The 20,129-nt window shown below is 72.9% G+C and carries 13 protein-coding genes; 3 read left to right on the top strand and 10 right to left on the bottom strand.

Annotation, left to right across the window (positions count from 1 at the left end):
* Positions 1 to 74: 74 nt before the first annotated feature.
* Together VHW64_RS00485 and deoD are read left to right on the top strand one after the other, a co-directional pair.
* Positions 75 to 1,061: a glycosyltransferase family 2 protein gene (locus tag VHW64_RS00485; protein WP_329648529.1), complete on the top strand. Its 987-nt coding sequence runs from the start codon at positions 75 to 77 to the stop codon at positions 1,059 to 1,061.
* On the top strand, positions 1,058 to 1,765 hold the full coding sequence (deoD, locus tag VHW64_RS00480; protein ID WP_329648528.1) for a purine-nucleoside phosphorylase: 708 nt from the start codon (positions 1,058 to 1,060) through the stop codon (positions 1,763 to 1,765). Before VHW64_RS00485 ends, deoD begins: the two co-directional genes overlap by 4 nt.
* Here deoD and VHW64_RS00475 read toward each other — a convergent pair.
* The gene (locus VHW64_RS00475) at positions 1,743 to 4,955 is read right to left on the bottom strand and encodes an ATP-dependent DNA helicase (RefSeq protein WP_329648527.1); all 3,213 of its coding nucleotides are present in this window, start codon (positions 4,953 to 4,955) and stop codon (positions 1,743 to 1,745) included. The two genes, deoD and VHW64_RS00475, sit on opposite strands and share 23 nt — an antisense overlap.
* On the bottom strand, positions 4,952 to 8,194 hold the full coding sequence (locus VHW64_RS00470; RefSeq protein WP_329648526.1) for an ATP-dependent DNA helicase: 3,243 nt from the start codon (positions 8,192 to 8,194) through the stop codon (positions 4,952 to 4,954). The genes VHW64_RS00475 and VHW64_RS00470 overlap by 4 nt, the downstream gene beginning before the upstream one ends.
* Before the next feature lie 85 nt (positions 8,195 to 8,279).
* On the opposite strand from VHW64_RS00470, the gene VHW64_RS00465 reads away from it, so the two are divergent.
* Entirely contained in the window at positions 8,280 to 9,479 is a 1,200-nt protein-coding gene (locus tag VHW64_RS00465) for a CoA transferase (RefSeq protein ID WP_329648525.1), read from the top strand.
* A gap of 253 nt (positions 9,480 to 9,732) precedes the next feature.
* Here VHW64_RS00465 and VHW64_RS00460 read toward each other — a convergent pair whose 3' ends face one another.
* The 8 genes from VHW64_RS00460 to VHW64_RS00425 all read right to left on the bottom strand — a co-directional run bounded on the left by VHW64_RS00460 (position 9,733) and on the right by VHW64_RS00425 (position 19,473).
* On the bottom strand, positions 9,733 to 10,524 hold the full coding sequence (locus VHW64_RS00460; protein ID WP_329648524.1) for an HAD-IIA family hydrolase: 792 nt from the start codon (positions 10,522 to 10,524) through the stop codon (positions 9,733 to 9,735).
* A 35-nt stretch (positions 10,525 to 10,559) separates the two neighbouring features.
* The gene (locus VHW64_RS00455; RefSeq protein WP_329648523.1) at positions 10,560 to 11,678 is read right to left on the bottom strand and encodes a ring-opening amidohydrolase; all 1,119 of its coding nucleotides are present in this window, start codon (positions 11,676 to 11,678) and stop codon (positions 10,560 to 10,562) included.
* 64 nt (positions 11,679 to 11,742) lie between these two features.
* Complete coding sequence (locus VHW64_RS00450; RefSeq protein WP_329648544.1) at positions 11,743 to 12,675, bottom strand: carbamate kinase; 933 nt, start codon at positions 12,673 to 12,675, stop codon at positions 11,743 to 11,745.
* 66 nt (positions 12,676 to 12,741) lie between these two features.
* The gene (locus VHW64_RS00445) at positions 12,742 to 13,608 is read right to left on the bottom strand and encodes a hypothetical protein (protein ID WP_329648522.1); all 867 of its coding nucleotides are present in this window, start codon (positions 13,606 to 13,608) and stop codon (positions 12,742 to 12,744) included.
* A gap of 199 nt (positions 13,609 to 13,807) precedes the next feature.
* Positions 13,808 to 15,766: a hydantoinase B/oxoprolinase family protein gene (locus VHW64_RS00440; protein WP_329648521.1), complete on the bottom strand. Its 1,959-nt coding sequence runs from the start codon at positions 15,764 to 15,766 to the stop codon at positions 13,808 to 13,810.
* Positions 15,763 to 17,892, bottom strand: a complete 2,130-nt coding sequence (locus VHW64_RS00435) for a hydantoinase/oxoprolinase family protein (protein WP_329648520.1) — start codon at positions 17,890 to 17,892, stop codon at positions 15,763 to 15,765. The genes VHW64_RS00440 and VHW64_RS00435 overlap by 4 nt, the downstream gene beginning before the upstream one ends.
* Positions 17,893 to 17,941: 49 nt before the next feature.
* Positions 17,942 to 18,610 (bottom strand): lysophospholipid acyltransferase family protein, encoded by a 669-nt coding sequence (locus tag VHW64_RS00430; RefSeq protein WP_329648519.1) that lies wholly within the window; start codon positions 18,608 to 18,610, stop codon positions 17,942 to 17,944.
* Between the two features lie 41 nt (positions 18,611 to 18,651).
* Positions 18,652 to 19,473, bottom strand: coding sequence for a GNAT family N-acetyltransferase (locus tag VHW64_RS00425; protein WP_329648518.1), 822 nt, complete (start codon positions 19,471 to 19,473; stop codon positions 18,652 to 18,654).
* Positions 19,474 to 20,129 lie beyond the last annotated feature (656 nt).

Below are 20,129 nucleotides of genomic sequence, written 5' to 3'. Positions count from 1 at the left end.
CCCGGCGGACAGGAGCGAGCACCTATTCTCGCGTCATCACCGCCGCCAGCAGCACCCACGGGAAGGACTCGTCGATGCCGTCGATGCCGTCGCCTCCCGGTCGTCGGACGGTGGCCTACGTGCTCCCCGTCCACAACGAGGCACCCGCCCTGGAGGCCTTCCACTCCGCCCTGGCGAGCGCGACCGAGCAGCGACCCGACCTCGACTTCGAGTTCGTCTACGTCGACGACGGCAGCCATGACGGCTCCCTCGACCTGCTCCTCGCCCTGCGGGCGGCCGACCCGCGCGTCACGGTCATCTCACTGTCGCGCAACTTCGGTCACCAGATCGCCGTCACCGCCGGGCTCGATGCCGCCGTCGGACGCGACGCGGTGATCGTCATGGACACCGACCTCCAAGATCCCCCCGACGTCAGCCTGCGGCTGGTCGAGTGCTGGGAGACGGGCGTGGACGTGGCCTACGCCCAACGTCGCACCCGCAAGGACCCGGCGTTCAAGCGCGGGACGGCGTTCGCGTTCTACTGGCTGCTGACCCGGATGGCGTCGGTCGACATCCCGCGCAACGTCGGCGACTTCCGGCTCATGGACCGCAAGGTGGTCGCCGAGGTCGTCCGCTACCGCGAGCACGACCGGTTCCTGCGCGGCATCGTCTCCCACGTCGGCTTCCGCCAGGAGGCCGTGCCGTTCGACCGCGACCCGCGCTTCGCCGGCTCCTCCTCCTACCCCCTGCGGACCATGCTGAAGCTCGCCGCCGACGGCATGCTCGGCTTCTCGACGTTCCCCCTGCGGCTGATCTCCCGGCTCGGCATGCTGATCTCGCTGCTGAGCGGGCTGGGGGCGCTCTTCGTGGTCTACGTTCGGCTCTTCCTGCCGGACCGGGCCGTGCCCGGCTGGGCGTTCATCACGGTCGGCATGTTCCTGCTCGGTGGCATCCAGCTGCTGATGATGGGCGTGATCGGCAGCTACCTCGGACGGGTGTACGTCGAGACCCAGGACCGCCCGCTGTACTCCCTGGGGCTGATCGCCCGCGGGCGTGACCATCACACCCAGGAGTCCGGGTGAGCACCCACATCGGAGCCGGCCCGGCGGATGTCGCGCCGACGGTCCTGATGCCCGGCGACCCGCTGCGGGCCCGCTGGATCGCCGATACGTTCCTCGACGACCCGCGGTGCTACACCGAGGTGCGCGGGATGCTCGGGTTCACCGGCACCTGGCACGGCCGCCCGGTCTCGGTGCAGGGCTCGGGGATGGGCCAGCCCTCGCTGGCGATCTATGCCAACGAGCTCTTCTCCGAGTACGGCGTGCACACCGTCGTCCGGGTGGGCTCGTGCGGTGCGCTGGCCGACGGCCTGGCGCTTCGCGACGTCGTCATCGCATCCGGCGCCTGCACGGACTCCTCGATGAACAAGATCACCTTCGAGGGCCTCGACTACGCGCCGGTGGCGGACTTCGGGCTGCTCCGCGCGGCCGTCACCACCGCGGAGGAGCGTGGCACCAGGTTTCAGGTCGGTCTGCTGTTCTCCAGCGACTCGTTCTACCCCGCGCGACCCGAGCTGGCGCAGCGGATGGTGGCCTACGGGGTGCTCGCGGTCGAGATGGAGGCCAGCGCGCTCTACACGCTGGCTGCGAAGCACGGCGCCAGGGCGCTCGCGATCTGCACCGTCTCCGACCACATCGTGACCGGCGAGCAGACGACGGCCGCAGACCGCGAGCAGACCTTCGGCGAGATGGTGGAGCTCGCCCTCACGGCGTCGCTGGGAGGCTGACGAGCCGCTCGAGCAGGTCGCGACCAGGCAGGCCCGCGGGCTCCACGAGCCGGCCCGACCGCACGTAGTAGAACGCCGCCCGCACCTGTTCCACGGCCACTCCTGCGAGCTCGGCCCACGCCAGGCGGTAGAGGGCCAGCTGAAGAGCGTCGGCGTCCTCGCCTCGGGAGGTCTTCCAGTCGACGACGAGGAAGCCCGGCGAGCTCCCCACCGGCTCGGCGTACACCGCGTCGATCCGCCCCCGGACCACCTGCCCGCCGAGCACGAGTGCGAACGGCGCCTCGACGGCGTGCGGGGCACGCTCGGCGAACGGCCCGCGCTCGAAGGTCGCGATCAGCTCGGCGAGGTCGTCGTCGGAGTCGATGCCGGCGTCGCCCTGGCCGGGCAGCTCGTCGGGGTCGAAGAGGTCCTGTTGGCCGAACCGCGCCTCCACCCACGCGTGGAACCGGGTGCCGAACCGCGCCGCGGGCGAAGGCTGACGCGGCATCGGCCTGGCCAGCTCTCGCGCGAACGTCTCGGGATCGGTGCGCAGCCGGCCCAGCGCCGTCGCGGACAGCGAGCTGGGCAGGGGTACGTCGATGCGGGGCGAACGGTCGGCCCGGGCCTCGGCGACGAGCCGGTCGAGCTCGAGGTCCCAGTCGGCGACCTGCGCGGCCTCGACCATGTCGAGCCCCTCGTCGGGAGCCGCCGGGTCGGCCGAGATCACGACCCGAGCCGCCGCCAGCCTCGCCGCCGCCTCGCGTCCCGGCCCGGGCTCGGGCCACGGCCGCGACGGGTCGACCGCGTCGTAGGGGTTGGGATCGCCCTTCTCGGGCTTGTCGAGCCAGCCCGCGACCGGCTCCCCCCACTCGTCGAGCTGGTCGCGCAGAACCTGCTGGAACGAGGACGGGCCGTACGGAGTCGTCCGGGCGCTCCAGAGGTACGACGTGACGCTGAGCCGGTGGGCGGCCCGGGTGAAGGCGACGTAGGCCAGCCGGAGCTCCTCCTCCTGGTCGTGCGCACGGGTGTCCGCGCGATAGGCGTCCAGAGCCGGCTTGTCGAACCCGGCGAGCTGGGGCAGGTCACCCGCGTCGCCGCGCAGTGGGGCCGGCAGCACCGCAGGCGAGGAGGTCCACAGGGTTCGCGAGCGGTTGGACGGGAAGCGCGTCTCACACACCCCTACCAGGAAGACGTGATCCCACTCCAGGCCCTTGGCGCGGTGGACGGTGAGCAGCTTGACGGAGTCGGCCGCCGTGGGCGTGGCGAGGTCGAGCCCGTTGCCCTGGTCGTCCTCGGCGGTGAGATAGGCCAGCAGCGCGGAGAGGGAGACGTCGCCGTCGACCGCCTGGAACTCCGCGACCGCCTTCACGAACAGGTCGAGGTTGTCGCGACGGGCCGCGGCCGCGGGAGACACCGCCGAGGCGAGCTCGATGTCGACACCGGAGGTGTCGACGATGCGCCGGACGATGTCGAGCAACGGCTCGCCGACGCTGCGGCGCAGCATCCGCAGCTCCGCGGCGAGCAGCGGGAACCGCTCGAGCGCCTCCGGGGAGTACGGCGCGTCGCCCGGCGAGTCGAGGGCGTCGCCCAGGGCGGCGATCTCAGCCGGGTCGACGCCGTCGGCGATGCCGATGAGCTGATCCCCGAGCGTCTCGCTCTCGCGCACGCTGCCGCCGGCCAGGGCCGCCGCCCGGCGCGCGAGCAGCCGCAGGTCGCGGGGGCCGATCGCCCAGCGTGGGCCGGTCAGGAGCGTGAGCAGCGAGGCGTTGGCCGTCACGTCGTTGAGCAGGTGCAGGGTCGCCACGACCTCGGCCACCTCGGGCAGCCGGACCAGACCGGACAGCCCGACGATCTCGACCGGCACGTCGTGGGCGGTCAGGGCGTCGAAGACGTCAGCCGCGTGGGCGTTGTCGCGGGTGAGCACCCCGATGTCGGACCAGCGTGCCCCGCCCTCGTGGGTCGAGGTCACCTCCGTGGCTAGCCAGGCGAGCTCGTCGTCGTGGGTCGCCAGGACCCGGGTCGAGACCTCTCCCTGGCCCGCGGTGTCCTGGGCAGCCAGGCGGACGACCTGCCCGGCGTACGCGGTGTAGAGAGGCTCGGCGAGCCGGTTGGCGACCGCGAGGATGCGGCGGTCGGAGCGCCGGCTGACCGTGAGCGGGTGGACGGGGACCACGCCTGCGTCGGCCGCGGGGAAGGTGTCGGCGAAGTGCAGGATGTTGGACACCGAGGCCCCGCGCCAGCCGTAGATCGCCTGGTTGGGGTCGCCGACCGCGGTGACGGCGTGACCGCCGCCGAAGAGCCGCGACAGCATGGTGGCCTGGGCGACCGAGGTGTCCTGGTACTCGTCGAGCAGCACGACCCGGAACCTCTCGCGCTCCGCGGCGCCCACCTCGGGCTGCTCGACGGCGAGGCGGGCGCCGAGCTCGATCTGGTCGGAGAAGTCCATCAGCCCGAGGTCGGCCTTGAGTCGGCGGTAGCCGCGGACCAGGCCCATCAGCTCGCGGCGCCGCTCGATGGCGTTGACCGCCCGGGCGGTGGCGTCGAGGTAGGTCTTGCGCGCCTTGCCGCCGCGCTCCGCGTCGTGCTCGCGGACGAACCCCTGCTCGGCGAGGGAGTCGACCTCCAGCACGGCCTCTGGCGAGACGAGGTGCTCGCTCATCGCGCCGTCGAGGGCGAGGAGGTTCTGGATGGCGGTGGGGGGATGGTCGGTGAGGAACCGGACCTCGCTGGTGTGCCGGTCGACCACGCGAGCGCCGAGCTGGTAGCGCGAGGCGTCGGTGAGCACGCGCGTGTCGGGCTCGTGGCCGATCCGCAGGCCGTGGTCGGCGAGCAGCCCGGCGGCGTAGGCGTTGTACGTCGCGACGGTCGGCTCGATGGTGTCGTCGGTGTCGGCGCCCGGCTCGGGGAGGAGACCTGCGGCCAGGAGGTCCTGGCGCACCTTGCTGCGCAGCTGGCTGGCGGCCTTGGTGGTGAACGTCAGCCCGAGTACCTGATCGGGGCGGACCTGGCCGGTCGCCACGAGGTACACCACCCGAGCCGACATCAGCGTCGTCTTGCCGGAGCCCGCGCCCGCTATCACCACCGCCGGCTCGAGGGGAGCACGGATCGCCTCCCACTGCTCGGGGCTCGGCGGGTAGGGCCAGCCCATCAGGCTCCCGAGCTCCTCGGCGGAGGCGATCGAGCGTCGCGGCGTCGGGTACTCGTCGGTCATCGGGAGGTCACCGACCCGGCTCCCTGGACCGGGCAGATCGAGTGGAAGGCGCAGTCACGGCAGTGGTCGCCGGCGACCGCCGGGAAGGTCTCGCTGCGGATCAGCGAGGCCGCGCGGTCGAGCTGCTGACGCAGGGCGGTCCGCTCCGGCCCGTCATCGGGGAACGGCGACTGTCGCTGGACGACGGCGGAGTCGCCGTCGGCGAGTCCGAGCTGGACGAGCTCGGCACCACCCGACTCGCCGTGCCGGTCGGGCGCGAGCTCGTCGACGGCTCCGTGGTCGACGGCGTACTGGTAGAGGCCGAGCTGCACGTGCCGCTGCACGGCAGGACCGCTGGGCGCGTTCTTGGTGGTCTTGAGATCGACCACGACGACCCGCCCGTCGGCGTCGAGCTCGAGCCGGTCGGCGTACCCGAAGAGCGAGACCCGCTCGCCCTCCTCGAGGGCGACCACGGTCTCGAACCTCGCCTCGGTGCCGATCAGCGAGCGCGGGTTGTCGGCCTGCCACTGGAGGAACCTGGTCAGGGCCAGCTCGATCCGGTCGTGCTCGCGCGCGGCCGACCACGGCGTCCGGAAGTGGAGCCTGCCCCAGACCTCGTCGACGCGCCCCATCAGCAGGTCGAGGTCGGGAGGGACCTCCTCGGAGGCCACCCGCTGGGCCAAGGCGTGCACGAGCTGGCCGATGTTGGCGGACTGGTGGGCCGGGCCGGCGCCACCGGCCTCTGTCATCAGGAACCACTGCGTCGGGCAGGTCATGACCTGCTCGAGCATCGACGCCGACACGGGCACCGGGCGGTCGGGGTCGCGCACCGGCTGCACCGACCGGCTCGCGGCGCGGGTGCCCCACCACGACGAGGGGTCGGCCTGCGGGGCCAGCGCCCGGTGGCCCACGGTCTCGCCGGCCAGCCGGGCAAGCCGACGAGCCGCCGCCACCCGGAGCGGCTCGGCGGTGTCGGGATGGGCCACGGTGCGCCGCAGCTCGCTCACCAGCCCGCCCAGCGACAGCGGTCGAGCCGGACGCCCGTCGACCCTCTCGACCCTGACGCCGAGCTCGGCCAGGAAGCGGGAGGGCTGCTCGCCGTCGTCCTCGGCGGAGGCGACGGCGGTCACCACGAGTCGTGAGCGCGCGCGGGTGCAGGCGACGTAGAACAGCCGGCGCTCCTCCTGGAGCAGCTCGCGTGTGGTGAGCGGGGGCAGGAGCTCGGCCCTGCCGATCTGGTCGGCCTGGAGCATCGTCGAGCGACGGCGCAGGTCCGGCCAGGCGTCCTGCTGGACGTGAGCGACCACGACGAGGTCCCACTCCAGCCCCTTCGAGCGGTGCGCGGTGAGCAGCCGGACCGCGGCGCCGCGCACCCCCTGCTCGGCAAGGGTGTCGGCGGGGATCTGCTGCGCGACCAGCCGGGAGAGGAAGTCGCGGACTCCACCGGGCCCGGTGACCGCGGCCGCGTCGCGCTTGTCGGCCTCGCGGGCGGCCACGTCGAACAGCGCCACCACGGAGTCCAGGTCGCGGTGGGCGCGACGGGCCGCTCCCCCGCCCAGCTCGACCCCTCGCTGGAGGCGTCCGGGCCAGTCGGTGCCCGACCACAGGCTCCACAGCGCGTCCTGCGCCGTGCCGCCGTCGGCGAGGGCCCCGGCGGTCGAGCGCAGCAGGGCGTGCAGAGCGCGGGCGACCGTCGCCTCCGGGCCGACCAGGTCGTCCAGGAACCCGTCGCACACCACGGCGAGGCGCACCAGCTCGCGCGAGGTGCGCGGCAGGCGGCCCTCGGCCCGGGCGAGGTCCTTCTCACGGACGCGGAGGAGCCGCGAGAGCCGGCGCACGTCGCCCGCGTCGAGGCCGCCCAGCGGGCCGAGCAGCAGCGACTCGGCACGCGCGCCGTCGACGTGCTCGGCGGAGCCCTCGTCGTCGTTGTCGAGGTTGACCGCCGCACGCAGAGCGTCGAGGAGCGGCAGCACCGACGGGTCCTGCACCAGCGGGAGCTCGTCGCGCGCGACCTCGACCGGGACGCCCGCGGCCCCGAGCGCACGCCGTAGCGGCGGGATGTTGGTGCGGCCCGACCGCACGAGCACCGCCATCCGGTCCCACGCGATGCCGTCCTCGAGATGGGCTCGCCGCAGGAGGTCCGCGAGGTGCTCGGCCTCGGCCCGTTCGGTGTCGAAGGTCAGGACCGTGACCAGGCCCTCGTCGCCGGCATCGTCGGCGACGGGAGCCAGGAAGGAGGTCCGGGCGCCGGCGTCGAGGGTGCCGGGCAGGCCGATGCGGCCGGCGACGCGCTGGGTCGCCACGAGCAGGCGCGGCCCGAAGCGTCGCGTGGTGCGCAGCGACACCACGGCGGCGGGCGTGTGGTCGGCGCGGGGGAAGTCGGAGGGGAACTCGAGGATCCCCCGCACCTCGGCGCCCCGGAAGCCGTAGATCGACTGGTGCGGATCGCCGACCACCACCAGGTCGCCACCGTCGCCGGCCAGCGCGCGGAGGAGGTCGACCTGTCCGGGGTCGGTGTCTTGGTACTCGTCGACGAAGACGTGGTGGAACTGCCGGCGCAGCTCGTCGCGATGCGCCTGCGCCTCGATCACGGCCCGGCGGATCAGGTCGGCGTAGTCGGTGGCGGACTGGTCGTCGAGGTTGGTGAGGTAGTCGGCGAGGAAGAGGCCAGCGGCGACGTACTCCGGCCGGCCCTCGCGATGACCGAGCGCGACCAGGTCGTCGCTCTCCATGCCCTTCTCACGGGCCCGCGAGAGGACCATCTGCACCTCGCGGGCGAAGCCCCGCGTCTCCACCGCGCGATCGAGCGCCGCAGGCCACGCCACGGACTCGGCATGACGCTGGAGCAGCTCGCGCACGACCACGTCCTGCTCGGGCGCCGACAGCAGCCGGATCGGGGCGCGGTAGAGCTCACGCGGCGCGTAGCGGCGGATCAGGCCGTAGGCGAACGAGTGCATCGTGGAGCACATCGCGGCCCCCGTCGTGCGACCCAGGCGCGCGGTGACCCGGTCGCGCAGCTGCTCGGCGGCCTTGCGGGAGAACGTCAGCGCGAGCACCTGACCAGGGTCGGCGCCACGGCGTTCGATGCGCTCGGCGATGGCCTCGACCAGGGTCGTGGTCTTGCCGGTGCCCGGCCCCGCGAGCACCAGCAGCGGCCCGCCCGCGTGGTCGACGACGCGCTGCTGGTCGGCGTCGAGCACCAGCGGCTCGCGGGCCGCGGCCGCCGGGGACACGAGGTGGTACGTCGTGTGCTCCGGCATGGTCCTACCCAACCATCCGGCGCCGACGACGCAGCCGGGTGCCGCGGGGCAGCCGGACCGGCGCGTCGCCATTAGGTTGGCAGGCATGAGCGACGCCGGCCCGCTGTCCGAGCTGCTGGTCGTCGACCTGACCCGGGCGCTGGCCGGGCCGCAGGCGGCGATGATGCTCGGGGACCTCGGCGCACGGGTGATCAAGGTCGAGAGCGCCGCCGGCGACGACACCCGCGCCTGGGGTCCGCCGTGGGCCGGCGAGGTCGCCACCGGCACGGCCGAGGTGCTGCGGGACTCGACGTACTTCATGTCGGCCAACCGCAACAAGGAGTCGATCGTCCTCGACCTCAAGGATCCCGAGGACGCCGACGTCCTGGCCGCGCTGGCGCGACGTGCCGACGTGCTGCTGGAGAACTTCCGCACCGGCGCCCTGGACCGCCTCGGCTTCACCGTCGAGCGGCTCCACTCCCTGAACCCCCGTCTGGTCATCGGCTCGATCACCGGCTTCGGGCACGACGGCCCCGAGGCGAGCCGCGCCGGCTACGACCAGATCGCGCAGGGCGAGGGCGGGCTGATGTCGGTCACCGGGATCGAGCAGCCGACCAAGGTCGGGGTGCCGATCGCCGACCTGCTCGCCGGGATGAACCTCGCGTACGGCGTCGTGGCCGCGCTGCACGAGCGCTCCACCACCGGGGTCGGCCGGGTGGTGCGGACCTCCCTCCTCGCGGGCGTCGTCGGGGTCCACGCCTTCCAGGGAACGGCCTGGCTCCAGGGCGGCCGCGTGCCGGGCGTCTCCGGTGCCCACCACCCGGCGATCGCGCCGTACGGCACGTTCGCCACCGGCTCCGCGCCGGTGCAGGTCGCGGTGGGGTCGGAGGGCCTGTGGGCGAGGTTCGCCGCCCTGGTCGGCCTCGACGCCGACGAGCCGCGCTTCGCGCGCAACGGCGAGCGCGTGGCCCACCGCGAGGAGCTGATCGCGGTGATCGAGGAGCGCTTCTGTACCCAGCCGGCCGAGCACTGGCTCGGCCTGCTGCTGGAGGCGGGCATCCCGGCCGGGAAGGTGCGGTCGATGGACGACGTCTACGCCTGGGACCAGGTGCTCTCCCAAGGGCTGGTGCTGGACGTCGACCACCCGGCGTACGGCATGCTCCGGCTGTCGGGCTCGCCGCTGCGCTTCGACGAGAACCCCTACTCCGGCGGCCGCGAGTCGCACGTCGCGCCGCCGACGCTGGGACAGCACTCCGAGGCGATCCGGGCCTGGCTGGCAGAAGAACCGGGCGAGCAGGGAACCTGACGACCCGCCGCGGGCTCCCCACAGGTGGAGGCGCAGCGACGAGGGCGAGGACCACGACGTCGCCGAGGTCGCGGTCGCGGCCCGTCAGGAGCGTGCTGACTACCGCGCATCGTGGACTTCCTGGCCTCTCCTGGCACTTCCCGGGGGTTGCAGCGGCCAAGAAGTGCCAAATCCCCCGCTTCAGCGGGGGATTTGACGATCAGCGGGTCCCCGAGCCGGTCACGCCCCGGGGCACCGGCACCGCAGGCGTGAGTCAGGCCCACTCCTGGACCAGCGGCACGATGTCGGCGACCGAGTCGACGACCTTGGTGGGCTTGTAGGGGAAGCGGGGGACGTCCTCGACGCTGGTCGAGCCGGTGCCCACGAAGATGGTGCGCAGACCCGCCTCCAGCCCGCTGACGATGTCGGTGTCCATGCGGTCGCCGACCATCACGGTGGTCTCGGAGTGGGCCTCGATCCGGTTGAGTGCGCTGCGCATCATCAGCGGGTTGGGCTTCCCGACGAAGTACGGCCGCTGCCCCGTGGCCGTGCTGATCAGGGCTGCGACGCTGCCGGTCGCGGGCAGGGTGCCCTGGTGGCTCGGACCGCTGGGGTCGGGGTTGGTGGCGATGAAGCGGGCGCCGTTCTCGATGAGCCGGATCGCCTTGGTGATCGCCTCGAAGGAGTAGGTGCGGGTCTCGCCCAGCACGACGTAGTCCGGGTCGCGGTCGGTCATCACGTAGCCGATGTCGTGCATCGCGGTGATCAGCCCGCTCTCCCCCACGACGTACGCCGTCCCGCCGGGGCGCTGCTCGTCGAGGAAGTCGGCGGTGGCCAGGGCCGAGGTGAAGATGTGGTCCTCGGGAACGTCGATGCCGCTGCCGAGCAGCCGGGCTCGGAGGTCGCGGCGGGTGTAGATCGAGTTGTTGGTGAGCAGCAGGTACTTCAGACCACTGGCCTTCAGCGCCTCGATGAACTCCGCACCCCCGGGGATCGGGTCCTCCTCGTGGACCAGCACGCCGTCCATGTCGGTGAGCCAGGTGTGGACCGGCCGCGCATCGCTCATGTCCCCATCCTCGCAGGCGCCGACCCGGCCCCTCGTCAGCGATCGCCGAGGTCGACGATGGCGGCGACCGGGCCGCCGCCGTCGGGGCCCTGGTGGGCGGCGGAGACCGAGACGAAGACCGCGGGGTCGCCGGTCACCGCGGCGGTCACGCCGCCGACGGCGGCCTTGATCTGGCGGTGCCAGTGCACGTCGGAGTCGTCCAGCATGGCGTTGCGCCGGCCGCGGACGTGACCGTCCTGGGACGCCTCGCACTTGAGGAACACGTTGACCAGGCGACCGTCGAGATCCTCGGTGCGCGGGCGTTCGGGCAGGTCGAGACCGGCGGAGCGGATGGCGTCCCAGATGCCGTCGGCGTCCAGCGCGTCGTCCATCACGGAGTGCCCGATGCGGTACCGGCCGCCGACGCCCGCGGCGTTGCCGACCACGACGACCTGCGCGCGGTCCAGCTCGACGCCCGACGAGCAGGATGCGACCGAGGAGTACAGCGAGCGGTCGCGCAGGACGTCGGAGTCGTCGGGCATCGCGATCTCGCCCAGCGCGACGGCGATGCCGAGGGCCGTGCCGCCATTGGACACGTCCATCGAGATCAAGGTGTCCTCGGTGAAGACGTCGTGCCCCCGGCTCTTCGCATCGCGAATGGTCTCGATGGTCAGCAGCGGCGTCTTGGTCTGCACGTAGTGGACGTCGGCGACGTCGGTGATGCCGGCCCGCCCCATCGCGACCTCGACCGCCGCGGCGACCTTCTCGATCATCCCGCGCCGTCCGATCTCCTCGGGCAGCAGCGGCTCGCTCATCGCGAACCCGACCGTGAGGCGCGGCTCACCGGTCGCCACGGCCTCGCCCTCGGGCACGGTGGCGAAGATCGTCGCGTGCGGGCTGATCACGCCGTCGGTGCCTCCCGACCACACGATCGGGATCTCCTTGACGGTCGCGGCGTCCGCGCCCTTCTCGACCAGCGCCTCGCGGAACGCGCGGTCGGCGATGATCCGGGTGTAGTCGTTGACCCCGCCGTTGCCCTCCGTCTTGCCGATGACGGCGACGACGCGGTCGGCCCGGATCACGCCCTCGTCGATGAGCCTGGTCAGCTCGGAGGCGTCCGAGACGGAGTGGATCGGGACCTTGCGTACCTCGATGGCGGCGGGCTGAGTCGGCATGAGCCGATCTTGGCAGGTCCCGCCGGTGCCCTACCACCGAGGTGGGGCTCGGTGTGGACCAGGCTCAGTCCGCGACGACGACCGTCCCGGTCTGCCCCACGTCGGTCACCGCGTCGACGATCCGGTCGAGGCTGGTGATCACCCCCGGGAGGTCGGTGCCCTGGACGAACCGGCACACCGCGTCGACCTTGGGTCCCATCGACCCGCTGGCGAAGTGGCCCTCCTGCGCGTACGCCTGCATCTGCGACAGCGTGACCCGGCCGAGCGGCTCCGCCTCCGGCGTGCCGTAGCGCAGCACCGCCTGGGGGACGTCGGTCGCGACGACGAGCACGTCGGCACCCACCAGCACGGCCAGCAGGGCGGCTCCGAGGTCCTTGTCGATCACAGCCTCGACACCCGACAGCGACCCGTCCTCCCGGCGTACGACGGGGATCCCGCCGCCGCCGTTGGCCACGACGACGAAGCCGGCGCGGATCAGCTCCAGCACGGCGGGGGCATCGAGGATGTCGAGCGGCTCGGGGGAGGCCACCACCCGGCGCCAGCCCTTCTCGCCGCGGTCCTCCCAGACCTCGCCGTGCTCGACCAGCAGCTGCGCCTCGTCGGCGGGCAGGAAGCGGCCGATCGGCTTGGTCGGCCTGACGAAGCCGGGGTCGCCCGGGTCCACCAGCGCGCGGGTCACGACGGCCGCGCTCCGCTTGTCGATCCGGCGCGCCGCCAACGCGGCGTCCAGGGCGTCCATCAGCACGAACCCGAGCGTCGCCTGGGTCTGCGCACCGCACCAGTCCAGCGGGACCGGCGGGACGACGGCCGCGGCGAGCTCGTTCTTGACCAGGAGGTTGCCGACCTGCGGGCCGTTGCCGTGGGTGATGACCACCTCGACGTCGTGGGAGATCAGCTCGGCGACGGCGTCCATGGCCACCTCCGCGGCCGCGATCTGGTCCTCGGGTCGCGCCCGTCCGTCGGCGCTCGTCATCGCGTTGCCGCCCAGCGCCAGCATCACTCGCACACCGCGACGGTAGTGGTCGGGCACCCGGAATCCCCGCAGGTCGAGAGGATCCCGGGATCACCAGTCCCAGCGCAGCCCGAGCATCCCCGGGCCGAAGCCCCGCGCCAGCACGTGCGCCGACGTCCCCGACCCGAGCGGCACCTCGTGCACCACCGTGCCCTCGTCGGTCTCCGCGCGGCGCTCGACCCGGCGTGGAAGCCGTGCGGGGTCGAAGCGGACCCACACCAGGAGCTCGGCCATCCGGCGGGCCGCGAAGTGGTGGTACGACGGGTCGGTGGACGGCACGGCCAGCTCGACGCGCAGCTCGTAGAGCCCGATCTCGTCCTTGGCCAGCGGCCGCTCGAGCACCAGCTCGCTGCCGAACACCCCTTCGTGAGGGTCCAGATGGGTGCGCCCGACGTGGCATCCCGCGATCGGGATGAACCGCACCGGGCCGCCCTCGTCGGTGGTCAGGAACGTGGGCGTGCGCCGGGCGCCGTCGTGGCGGGCCTGCATCGCGGCCCGCAGCTGGAAGGCGACGACCCGCCCCTCGACGTCCACGTCGACCACGACGTGACGAAGGTGCTCGGTGAGCTCGTCGTAGAGACCCTCGAAGCCCAGCTCGCTCAGCGCCCGCAGCACCCCCGGGCGGTCGGCCAGCAGCTCGCGGGTGCTGCGCTCACCGGGACGGGGGCCCGGTCGGCGCGAGGGGCCGACCTGCCCGACCAGCTCTCCGGGGGGCACGCGCAGCAGCAGCTCGATCTCGACCAGGGCCTCGCGCGAGGTGCCGCGCTCGGGCTGGCTGCGGCCAGACCTCCAGTAGCTCAGCGCGGCCGGGCTCACGGGGTGACCGCGCTCGACGAGGCGCTGGTGGAGCCAGGCCAGGCTCACCCCCCGCCTGGTCAGTGCGGCTGCGAACGCCTCGGAGAACCCCGACTGCCCCATCTGGTGCGAGCGCTCCTCCCGATCGGTGGACGACGCGTCGACCGAGGGACGACGTCATCGCGCACAGGTGGACCAGGCCATGACAGCGCCTACCAGGCCCATCACACAACCGTGTGGCGCTGTAAGTGACGGCCGCGTCGATCCGGGGCGCCGGGGACGAGTGCCCAAGACAGGGCCGCGGACGTCGGGTCCCGGCGGCTCAGCGCAGGTCGACCTCGGCGTGCGACGCGCCGCCGGCCAGCCGGGCGTAGCCGGGGCCGCGGTCGAAGAACGCCTCGGCCGCGGGGCTCCTGCTCGCGCGCTCCGCGGCGGTCGCCCGCTCGTCGTACCCCAGCTCGGGAGGCGGGCCTCCCGCGGGGTCGGCGGCGAGGTCCGCCGGGCTCCCGGTCAGCACGACGCCGTAGTCGGCCAGCGCGGCCCGGGGCGAGACCTTGCGCCACACGACGTCGCGGACGACCAGCTCCGGGTCCCGCTCCAGGGGGTCGCCCCAGCCGCCGCCGCCGGTGGTCCGGATCCGGATGACCTCACCCGCGCGCACCGGCTCGGCATCGGCAAGGGCGTCGACCACGCGCTCGCGGGGTCCGCCGGGATCGATGGTCACCTGGAAGGGTCGTCCGGCTCGCCCCCCGTTCACGCCCCAGCACGAGAGGATCGAGCGGTCCGCGATCGACATGAAGTGCGCGTCGGCGAGCATCCGGATGTGCTTCTCGTAGCCCAAGCCGCCGCGGAAGCGGCCCGCTCCCCCGCTGTCGACGGCCAGGGACAGCGCCTCGACCCGGAACGGGAAGCGCGCCTCGGTGAACTCCGTCGGGAGGTTCCGCGAGTCGGGGACGACGTGGATCGTGTCCTCGCCGTCGGCGTAGTACCGCCCTCCCGACCCGCCGCCGAGCACCTCGCGCATGAGGTAGGAGCGGCCCTCGAGGTCCTCGCCGTACACCCCGGTGTAGCGGATCGTCTCCTGGTCGGCCGGCATCCGGCCGTCGACGGCCTTGGCCAGCACCCCGGCCAGGACACCGAGCAGCCGCAGGATCACGAAGGTCCGGGCGTTGGTCGGGGCCGGGAAGACCGGCGTGAGCAGCGTTCCCGGCTCCGGGAAGCGCATCTCGATCAGGGGGACGACGCCCTCGTTGACGTCCAGCTCGGCCATCCGCTCGGGGCTGTCGGCGAGGTTGCGCAGGATCGGCGCGAGCCACTTCTTGAGGAACACGCCGTCGCTGTAGTCGCCGCAGTGGTTGATCGGGCCCTTGGCCTGGGGCCCGGTGCCGTCGAAGTCCAGCACCAGCCGCTCGCCGTCCGGGTCGTCCTCGGCGGTGCGGGTGAGCGTGATCCGCTGCGTGTGCAGCCGCGGCTCGTCCACACCGTCGTGCTCGGCGTAGTCCTCCCACACCCACGAGCCGACCGGGATCTTGGCCAGGATCTCGCGCCGGTAGGTCTGGGTCGTGCGCTCCAAGATGGCGTCGAAGCACGCCTCCACCTCCGGCACGCCGTAGCGCTCGAAGAGCTCTCCCAGCCGCCGCGCCCCCATCAGGCAGGCGGAGCACTCGGCGTCGAGGTCGGCCGCCAGCGAGTCCGGCATCCGGGAGTTGCGGGTCATGATCGTCAGCGCCGAGCGGTTGGGGACGCCGGCGTCCCAGAGCTTGATCGGCGGCACCATCAGACCCTCGCTGAAGACCGTGGTCGCCGCGCTCGGCATCGAGCCGGGTACGGCGCCGCCGATGTCGTCGTGGTGTCCGAAGGCCTGGACGAAGCCGACGACGCGCCTCCCCCCGTCCGCGGGCGAGCCGCTGAGGACCGGGACCGTCACGCACAGGTCAGGCAGGTGCCCGACGCCGCCCTCGGAGCGGTAGACGTCGTTGTGGAAGTAGACGTCGCCCTCACGCATCGTGGCGATCGGGAAGTCGCGGGCGACCGGGTGGACCAGCGCGGAGTACGAGCGGCCGGTGAGCTTGCGCAGGAGTCGGTCGTGGATGCCGGCGCGGAAGTCGTGGGCGTCGCGGATCATCGGGCTGCGGCTCGTGCGCGCGATCGCCGTCTCGACCTCGGCCTCGACGCTGGCCAGCGACCCCTGGACGATCTCGACCAGCACCGGGTCCGCGCTCGCGCCGGAGTCCCCGGTCAGCGGGCCGTAGGGGAACTCGGTGGGCACGCGGCGGCTCATGCGCCCGCTCCCGTCTCGGTACGCCGGACCAGCAGGTTGGCGAAGTCGTCGACGGTCGCGCTGAAGCCCGGGTGCACCGGCACCGTCGAGCCGTACTCCTCGACGATCACCGGCCCGGCGAGCGTCGTGCCCGGCGCGAGGTCGGCCCGCCAGACGACCGGGGTGGCGACGTAGCCCTGGCCGGCGTCGAAGCAGACGGGCCTCGAGCGCCGGGCACCGCGTCGGTCGACGGACGGGGGCGGCTCGACCGACGGACGGCGGCGGATCTCGGGCCGGGTGATCGGGCCGATGCCCGAGACGCGGAGGTTGACCCACTCGACCTGCTGGGCCGGGTCGGCTGCGAAGTCGTAGCCGTAGAGCCCGTGGTGCTCGGCGTGGAACGCCGCGACCACGCCGTCGAGGGCCCTCCGGTCGAGCTCACCGTCAGGGACCGGCACGCGCACCTCGAAGGCCTGGCCGAAGTAGCGCAGGTCGGCGGTGCGGACGACGACGTGCTCGCTGTCGGCGAACCCCTCGCGCAGCAGCGCGTCCCCGGCCCGCGCGGTGAGCTCGGCGTACGTCGTGGCCAGCTCGCCCAGGTCCAGGGCCGCGTCGAGGGCGACCTGCGTCTGCACGTAGTCGTTCTTGACGTCGACGGTCAGCAGCCCGAACGCCGAGACGTTGCCGGGGTCCGGCGGCACCAGCACCGTCGGGATCGCCAGCACGTCCATCAGCCGGCACAGCAGCAGGGAGCCCGACCCGCCGAACGTCGTGAGCGTGAAGTCGCGGACGTCGAGCCCGCGCTTGACCGTGACCTGCCGCAGGGCGTTGGCCTGGTTCCAGGCGGAGATCTCCAGCACCCCGATGGCCGCCGCCTCCGGGGACAGGCCGAGGCGGCCGGCGAGCTCCGCCAGCCCGGTCCGCGCCGCACCGACGTCGAGCGGGATCTCGCCGCCCAGGAGGTGCGGTGGGATGCGCCCCAGCACGACGTGCGCGTCGGTGATCGTGACGTCGGTGCCGCCCTTGGCATAGCAGAGCGGGCCCGGGTCGGCGCCTGCGGAGTGCGGTCCGACCTTGAGCGCGCCCTCGGGTGAGAGCCAGGCGACCGAGCCCCCGCCCGCGCCGACGGTCACCACGTCGATCATCGGGATCTTGCTGGGGAAGGCGCCGACGGTGCCCTCGGTGGTCAGCGTCGGCTCGCCACCGACGACCACCGACACGTCGGTCGACGTGCCGCCGCCGTCGCAGGTCAGGACCCGGTCGAAGCCGGCGACCTTGGCGATCAGCGCCGCGCCCAAGGCGCCGGCGGCCGGCCCGCTCAGCACGGTGGTGATCGGCTGGTGGACCACCTCGTCGGCACTGAGCACGCCGCCGTTGGACTTCATCACGTAGAACGGCACCCGCCGCCTCTCGTCGGTCGAGCCCGTCGAGACCACGAAGTCGGCCAGCCGGTCGCTGATGGTCGACACGTACGCCGACAGCCGGGGCTTGACGGCGGCGTCGACCAGGGTGGTCATGGCCCGCTCGTACTCGCGGTACTCCCGCAGCACCTCGCTGCTCAGGCTGACCACCGCCCGGGGGTGCTCCTCGGCCAGGATCTCGCGCATCCGCAGCTCGTGGACCGGGTCGGCGTAGGCGTGCAGGAAGCAGACGCCCAGGGTGTCGACGCCGCGGTCCTTGAACCAGCGCGCGACCTCGCGGGCGCCGTCCTCGTCGAAGGGCCGCACCTGCGCGCCGGTGTGGTCGAGCCGGCCGCCGACGGAGCGCACGAGGTCGCGAGGCACGATCCGGGGCGGCTTGACCCAGAAGTAGGAGTTGCCGTACCCGTCGGGCACCGACTGGCGCGCGATCTCCAGCATCGCGTCGTACCCCTCGGTCGTGACGAAGCCCAGCCGGTCGACCTTGCCCTCCAGCAGCTGGTTGGTGGCGACCGTGGTGCCGTGGCTGACCGCGGAGATGTCCTCCCCGCTCGCGGCCAGCAGCGCCAGCACCTTGTCGATGCCGGCCAGGAACCCGTCGGCGGGGTTGGCAGGAGTGGACGGGGTCTTGGTCGTCACCACCTGGCCGGAGTCCTCGTCGAGCGCGACCACGTCGGTGAAGGTGCCCCCGGTGTCGATGCCGACCCGGATCCGACGCGGCTGGTCCATGGGCTGATTCAAGCAGGGCGGGCTGACTCGTGCGGGAGCGTCGCCGGGCTCAGGCGTCGGGAGCGCGGTCGTTGTAGGTGCCGGCCGGCTCCTGACCGGTCAGGGCCTGGATCCGCTCCATCACGGTGTCGGTGATCTCGCGGCGGGCCCGGCCCGCCGGGACGCCGTCGTACCGGCCCCGGACGTCGATCGGCTCCCCGAACCTGACCGTCACGCGCACCAGGCGCGGTCGGTTCGAGCCGACCGGCTGCAGCCGCTCGGTGCCGATCAGGCCGATCGGGACGATGGGAGCTCCCGAGGTGAGGGCGAGCTGGGCGACGCCGGTGCGACCGCGGTAGAGCCGGCCGTCGCGCGAGCGGGTGCCCTCGGGGTAGATCCCGAACGCACCACCCTCGGCGAGCACACCCAACGCCGTGTCCAGGCTGGCGATCGCGGCCCGGGAGTCGTCGCGGTCCACCGGGAGGGCCCCGAAGATCACGAACCACGTCCTGACCAGCCGGCCCTTGACCCCGCGGCCCTGGAAGTAGTCGGACTTGGCCAGGAAGCTCACCGGCCGCGGCGTCACGGCCGGGATCACCACGCTGTCGATGAAGCTGCGGTGGTTGCTGGCCAGGATCAGCGGGCCGCTTCGGGGGACGTGCTCCAGACCCTCGATCCTCGGCCGCCAGATCGCACGCAGCAGCGGCGGGATGATCCGGTGCAGGATGCCGTAGAGCACCCGCTCATCTTGCCCCACCCCCGCGGGGCCCGAGACGGGCGTCAGCCTGCGGGCCGGTTCCAGATGTACGGGGTGGTCGTGGTGACGGCGACCAGGCCTGAGCGCTCCAGGATCGGTCGCGACATCGACGTGCAGTCGCTGTTGAGGTAGCGCACGCCCTCGGCGATCGCCGACCGGGCGCGCGCGGCCGTCAGCGCCCGGTAGATGCCCTGGCCACGCCACTCCGGCAGGGTCGAGCCGCCCCAGACGCCCGCGAACTCGGTCCCCTCGACCAGGGCGAGGCGGCCGGAGCAGATCACCTGGCTGCCCGTCGCCGTCCGGGCCTCGGCGACCCAGAACTGCTCCCGACCCTGCATCCGGTCCAGGCGCTGGAGCATCTCCGCGCCCGAGGGGCCGTCGCCGAAGATCCTGGCCGCGACCTCGCTGGCCTCGGTGACCAGCGCCGCCCGGTCGGGGAGCTGGTCGACACGACGGATGCTCACCCCCTCGGGGAGCTGCACGTCGACGGCCAGGTGACCGGCCTGGCCGACCATCACGGTCTCGACCTCGTCGGGCTCGAACCCGTGGCGTCGCAACAGCCCGTCGAGCTCGGCGGGCCAGTCGTGGCCGCGGGTCTTCCACTCGAAGCTGCGCACCTGGGGCAGGGCGGCGAAGTGCTCGACCGTCTCGGCGACGAGCCGCTCGACCTCCTCGATGCTGCCCAGGCCCTCCAGGCTCTCGTAGCTGACGAAGGCGCCGTCGTCGAACAGCGCCCGCCACAGCGGGCCGGACTGGTCCGAGCTCACCGCTCCCTGCACCTCGGCCGCGCCGCGCAGCTGCGCGTCGTACGCCGCGAGGAGGGCGGCTCGCTCGTCGTGGGGCATGCGTTCTCCTGGTTGACACGGGGACGTCGTGCGGGCGATGCCCAGCATTGCCGGGGAGTTCGCCCGAACGCGAGCGAAATAGTTGAAGGGCCCCTGTCGGTATGAGCGACAAGGGCCCTTCGGTGGTGTCCCGTCGGCCCTCGGCACGAGGCCGGGGTCCGACGGTTCACCGCTGTGACCGGTACTGGTGACGCTCCCGGTCGACCCAGCCGGCTCCTCCGATCCCGTTGGCCCCGCCACCTGGCCACCGCGATGCTCGGGCGGCAAGCCGCTCGAGCGTCGTACGGATCTTCGTCTCCGACCGATCCCGCTCTCCCCGGAGGGAGTGCGTGGGAGAAGTTCTATGCCCTCGGGGTCGACCCCCACAAGATGTTGGGCTGCACGATTTTCGCCGTACCGCGATTTCCTCAGGGTCTTCCACAGGTCCGGCCCTTGCTTCCACAGCCTGCGGCCCCTCGTCCACAGCTCACGTGGCCTTCTGGGGACGAGTGGTCCAGACCAGGGTGCCCTGATCGGCGCCCGGTGGCGTGACCAGGAACCGGGTCGGCGACTGTGCCGTGGCCGTGGCCGTGAGAGGTGGCCGTGAGATGTGGCCGTGAGAGGTGGCCGCGAGAGGTGGCGCGAGATAAGTGAAGGGCCCTCGGCGGTATGAGCGA

Source organism: Nocardioides sp., assembly GCF_036267815.1.
Taxonomy (GTDB): domain Bacteria; phylum Actinomycetota; class Actinomycetes; order Propionibacteriales; family Nocardioidaceae; genus Nocardioides.
The sequence above is the reverse complement of the archived record's forward strand: the minus strand, read 5'-3'. Positions and strand labels throughout refer to the sequence as shown.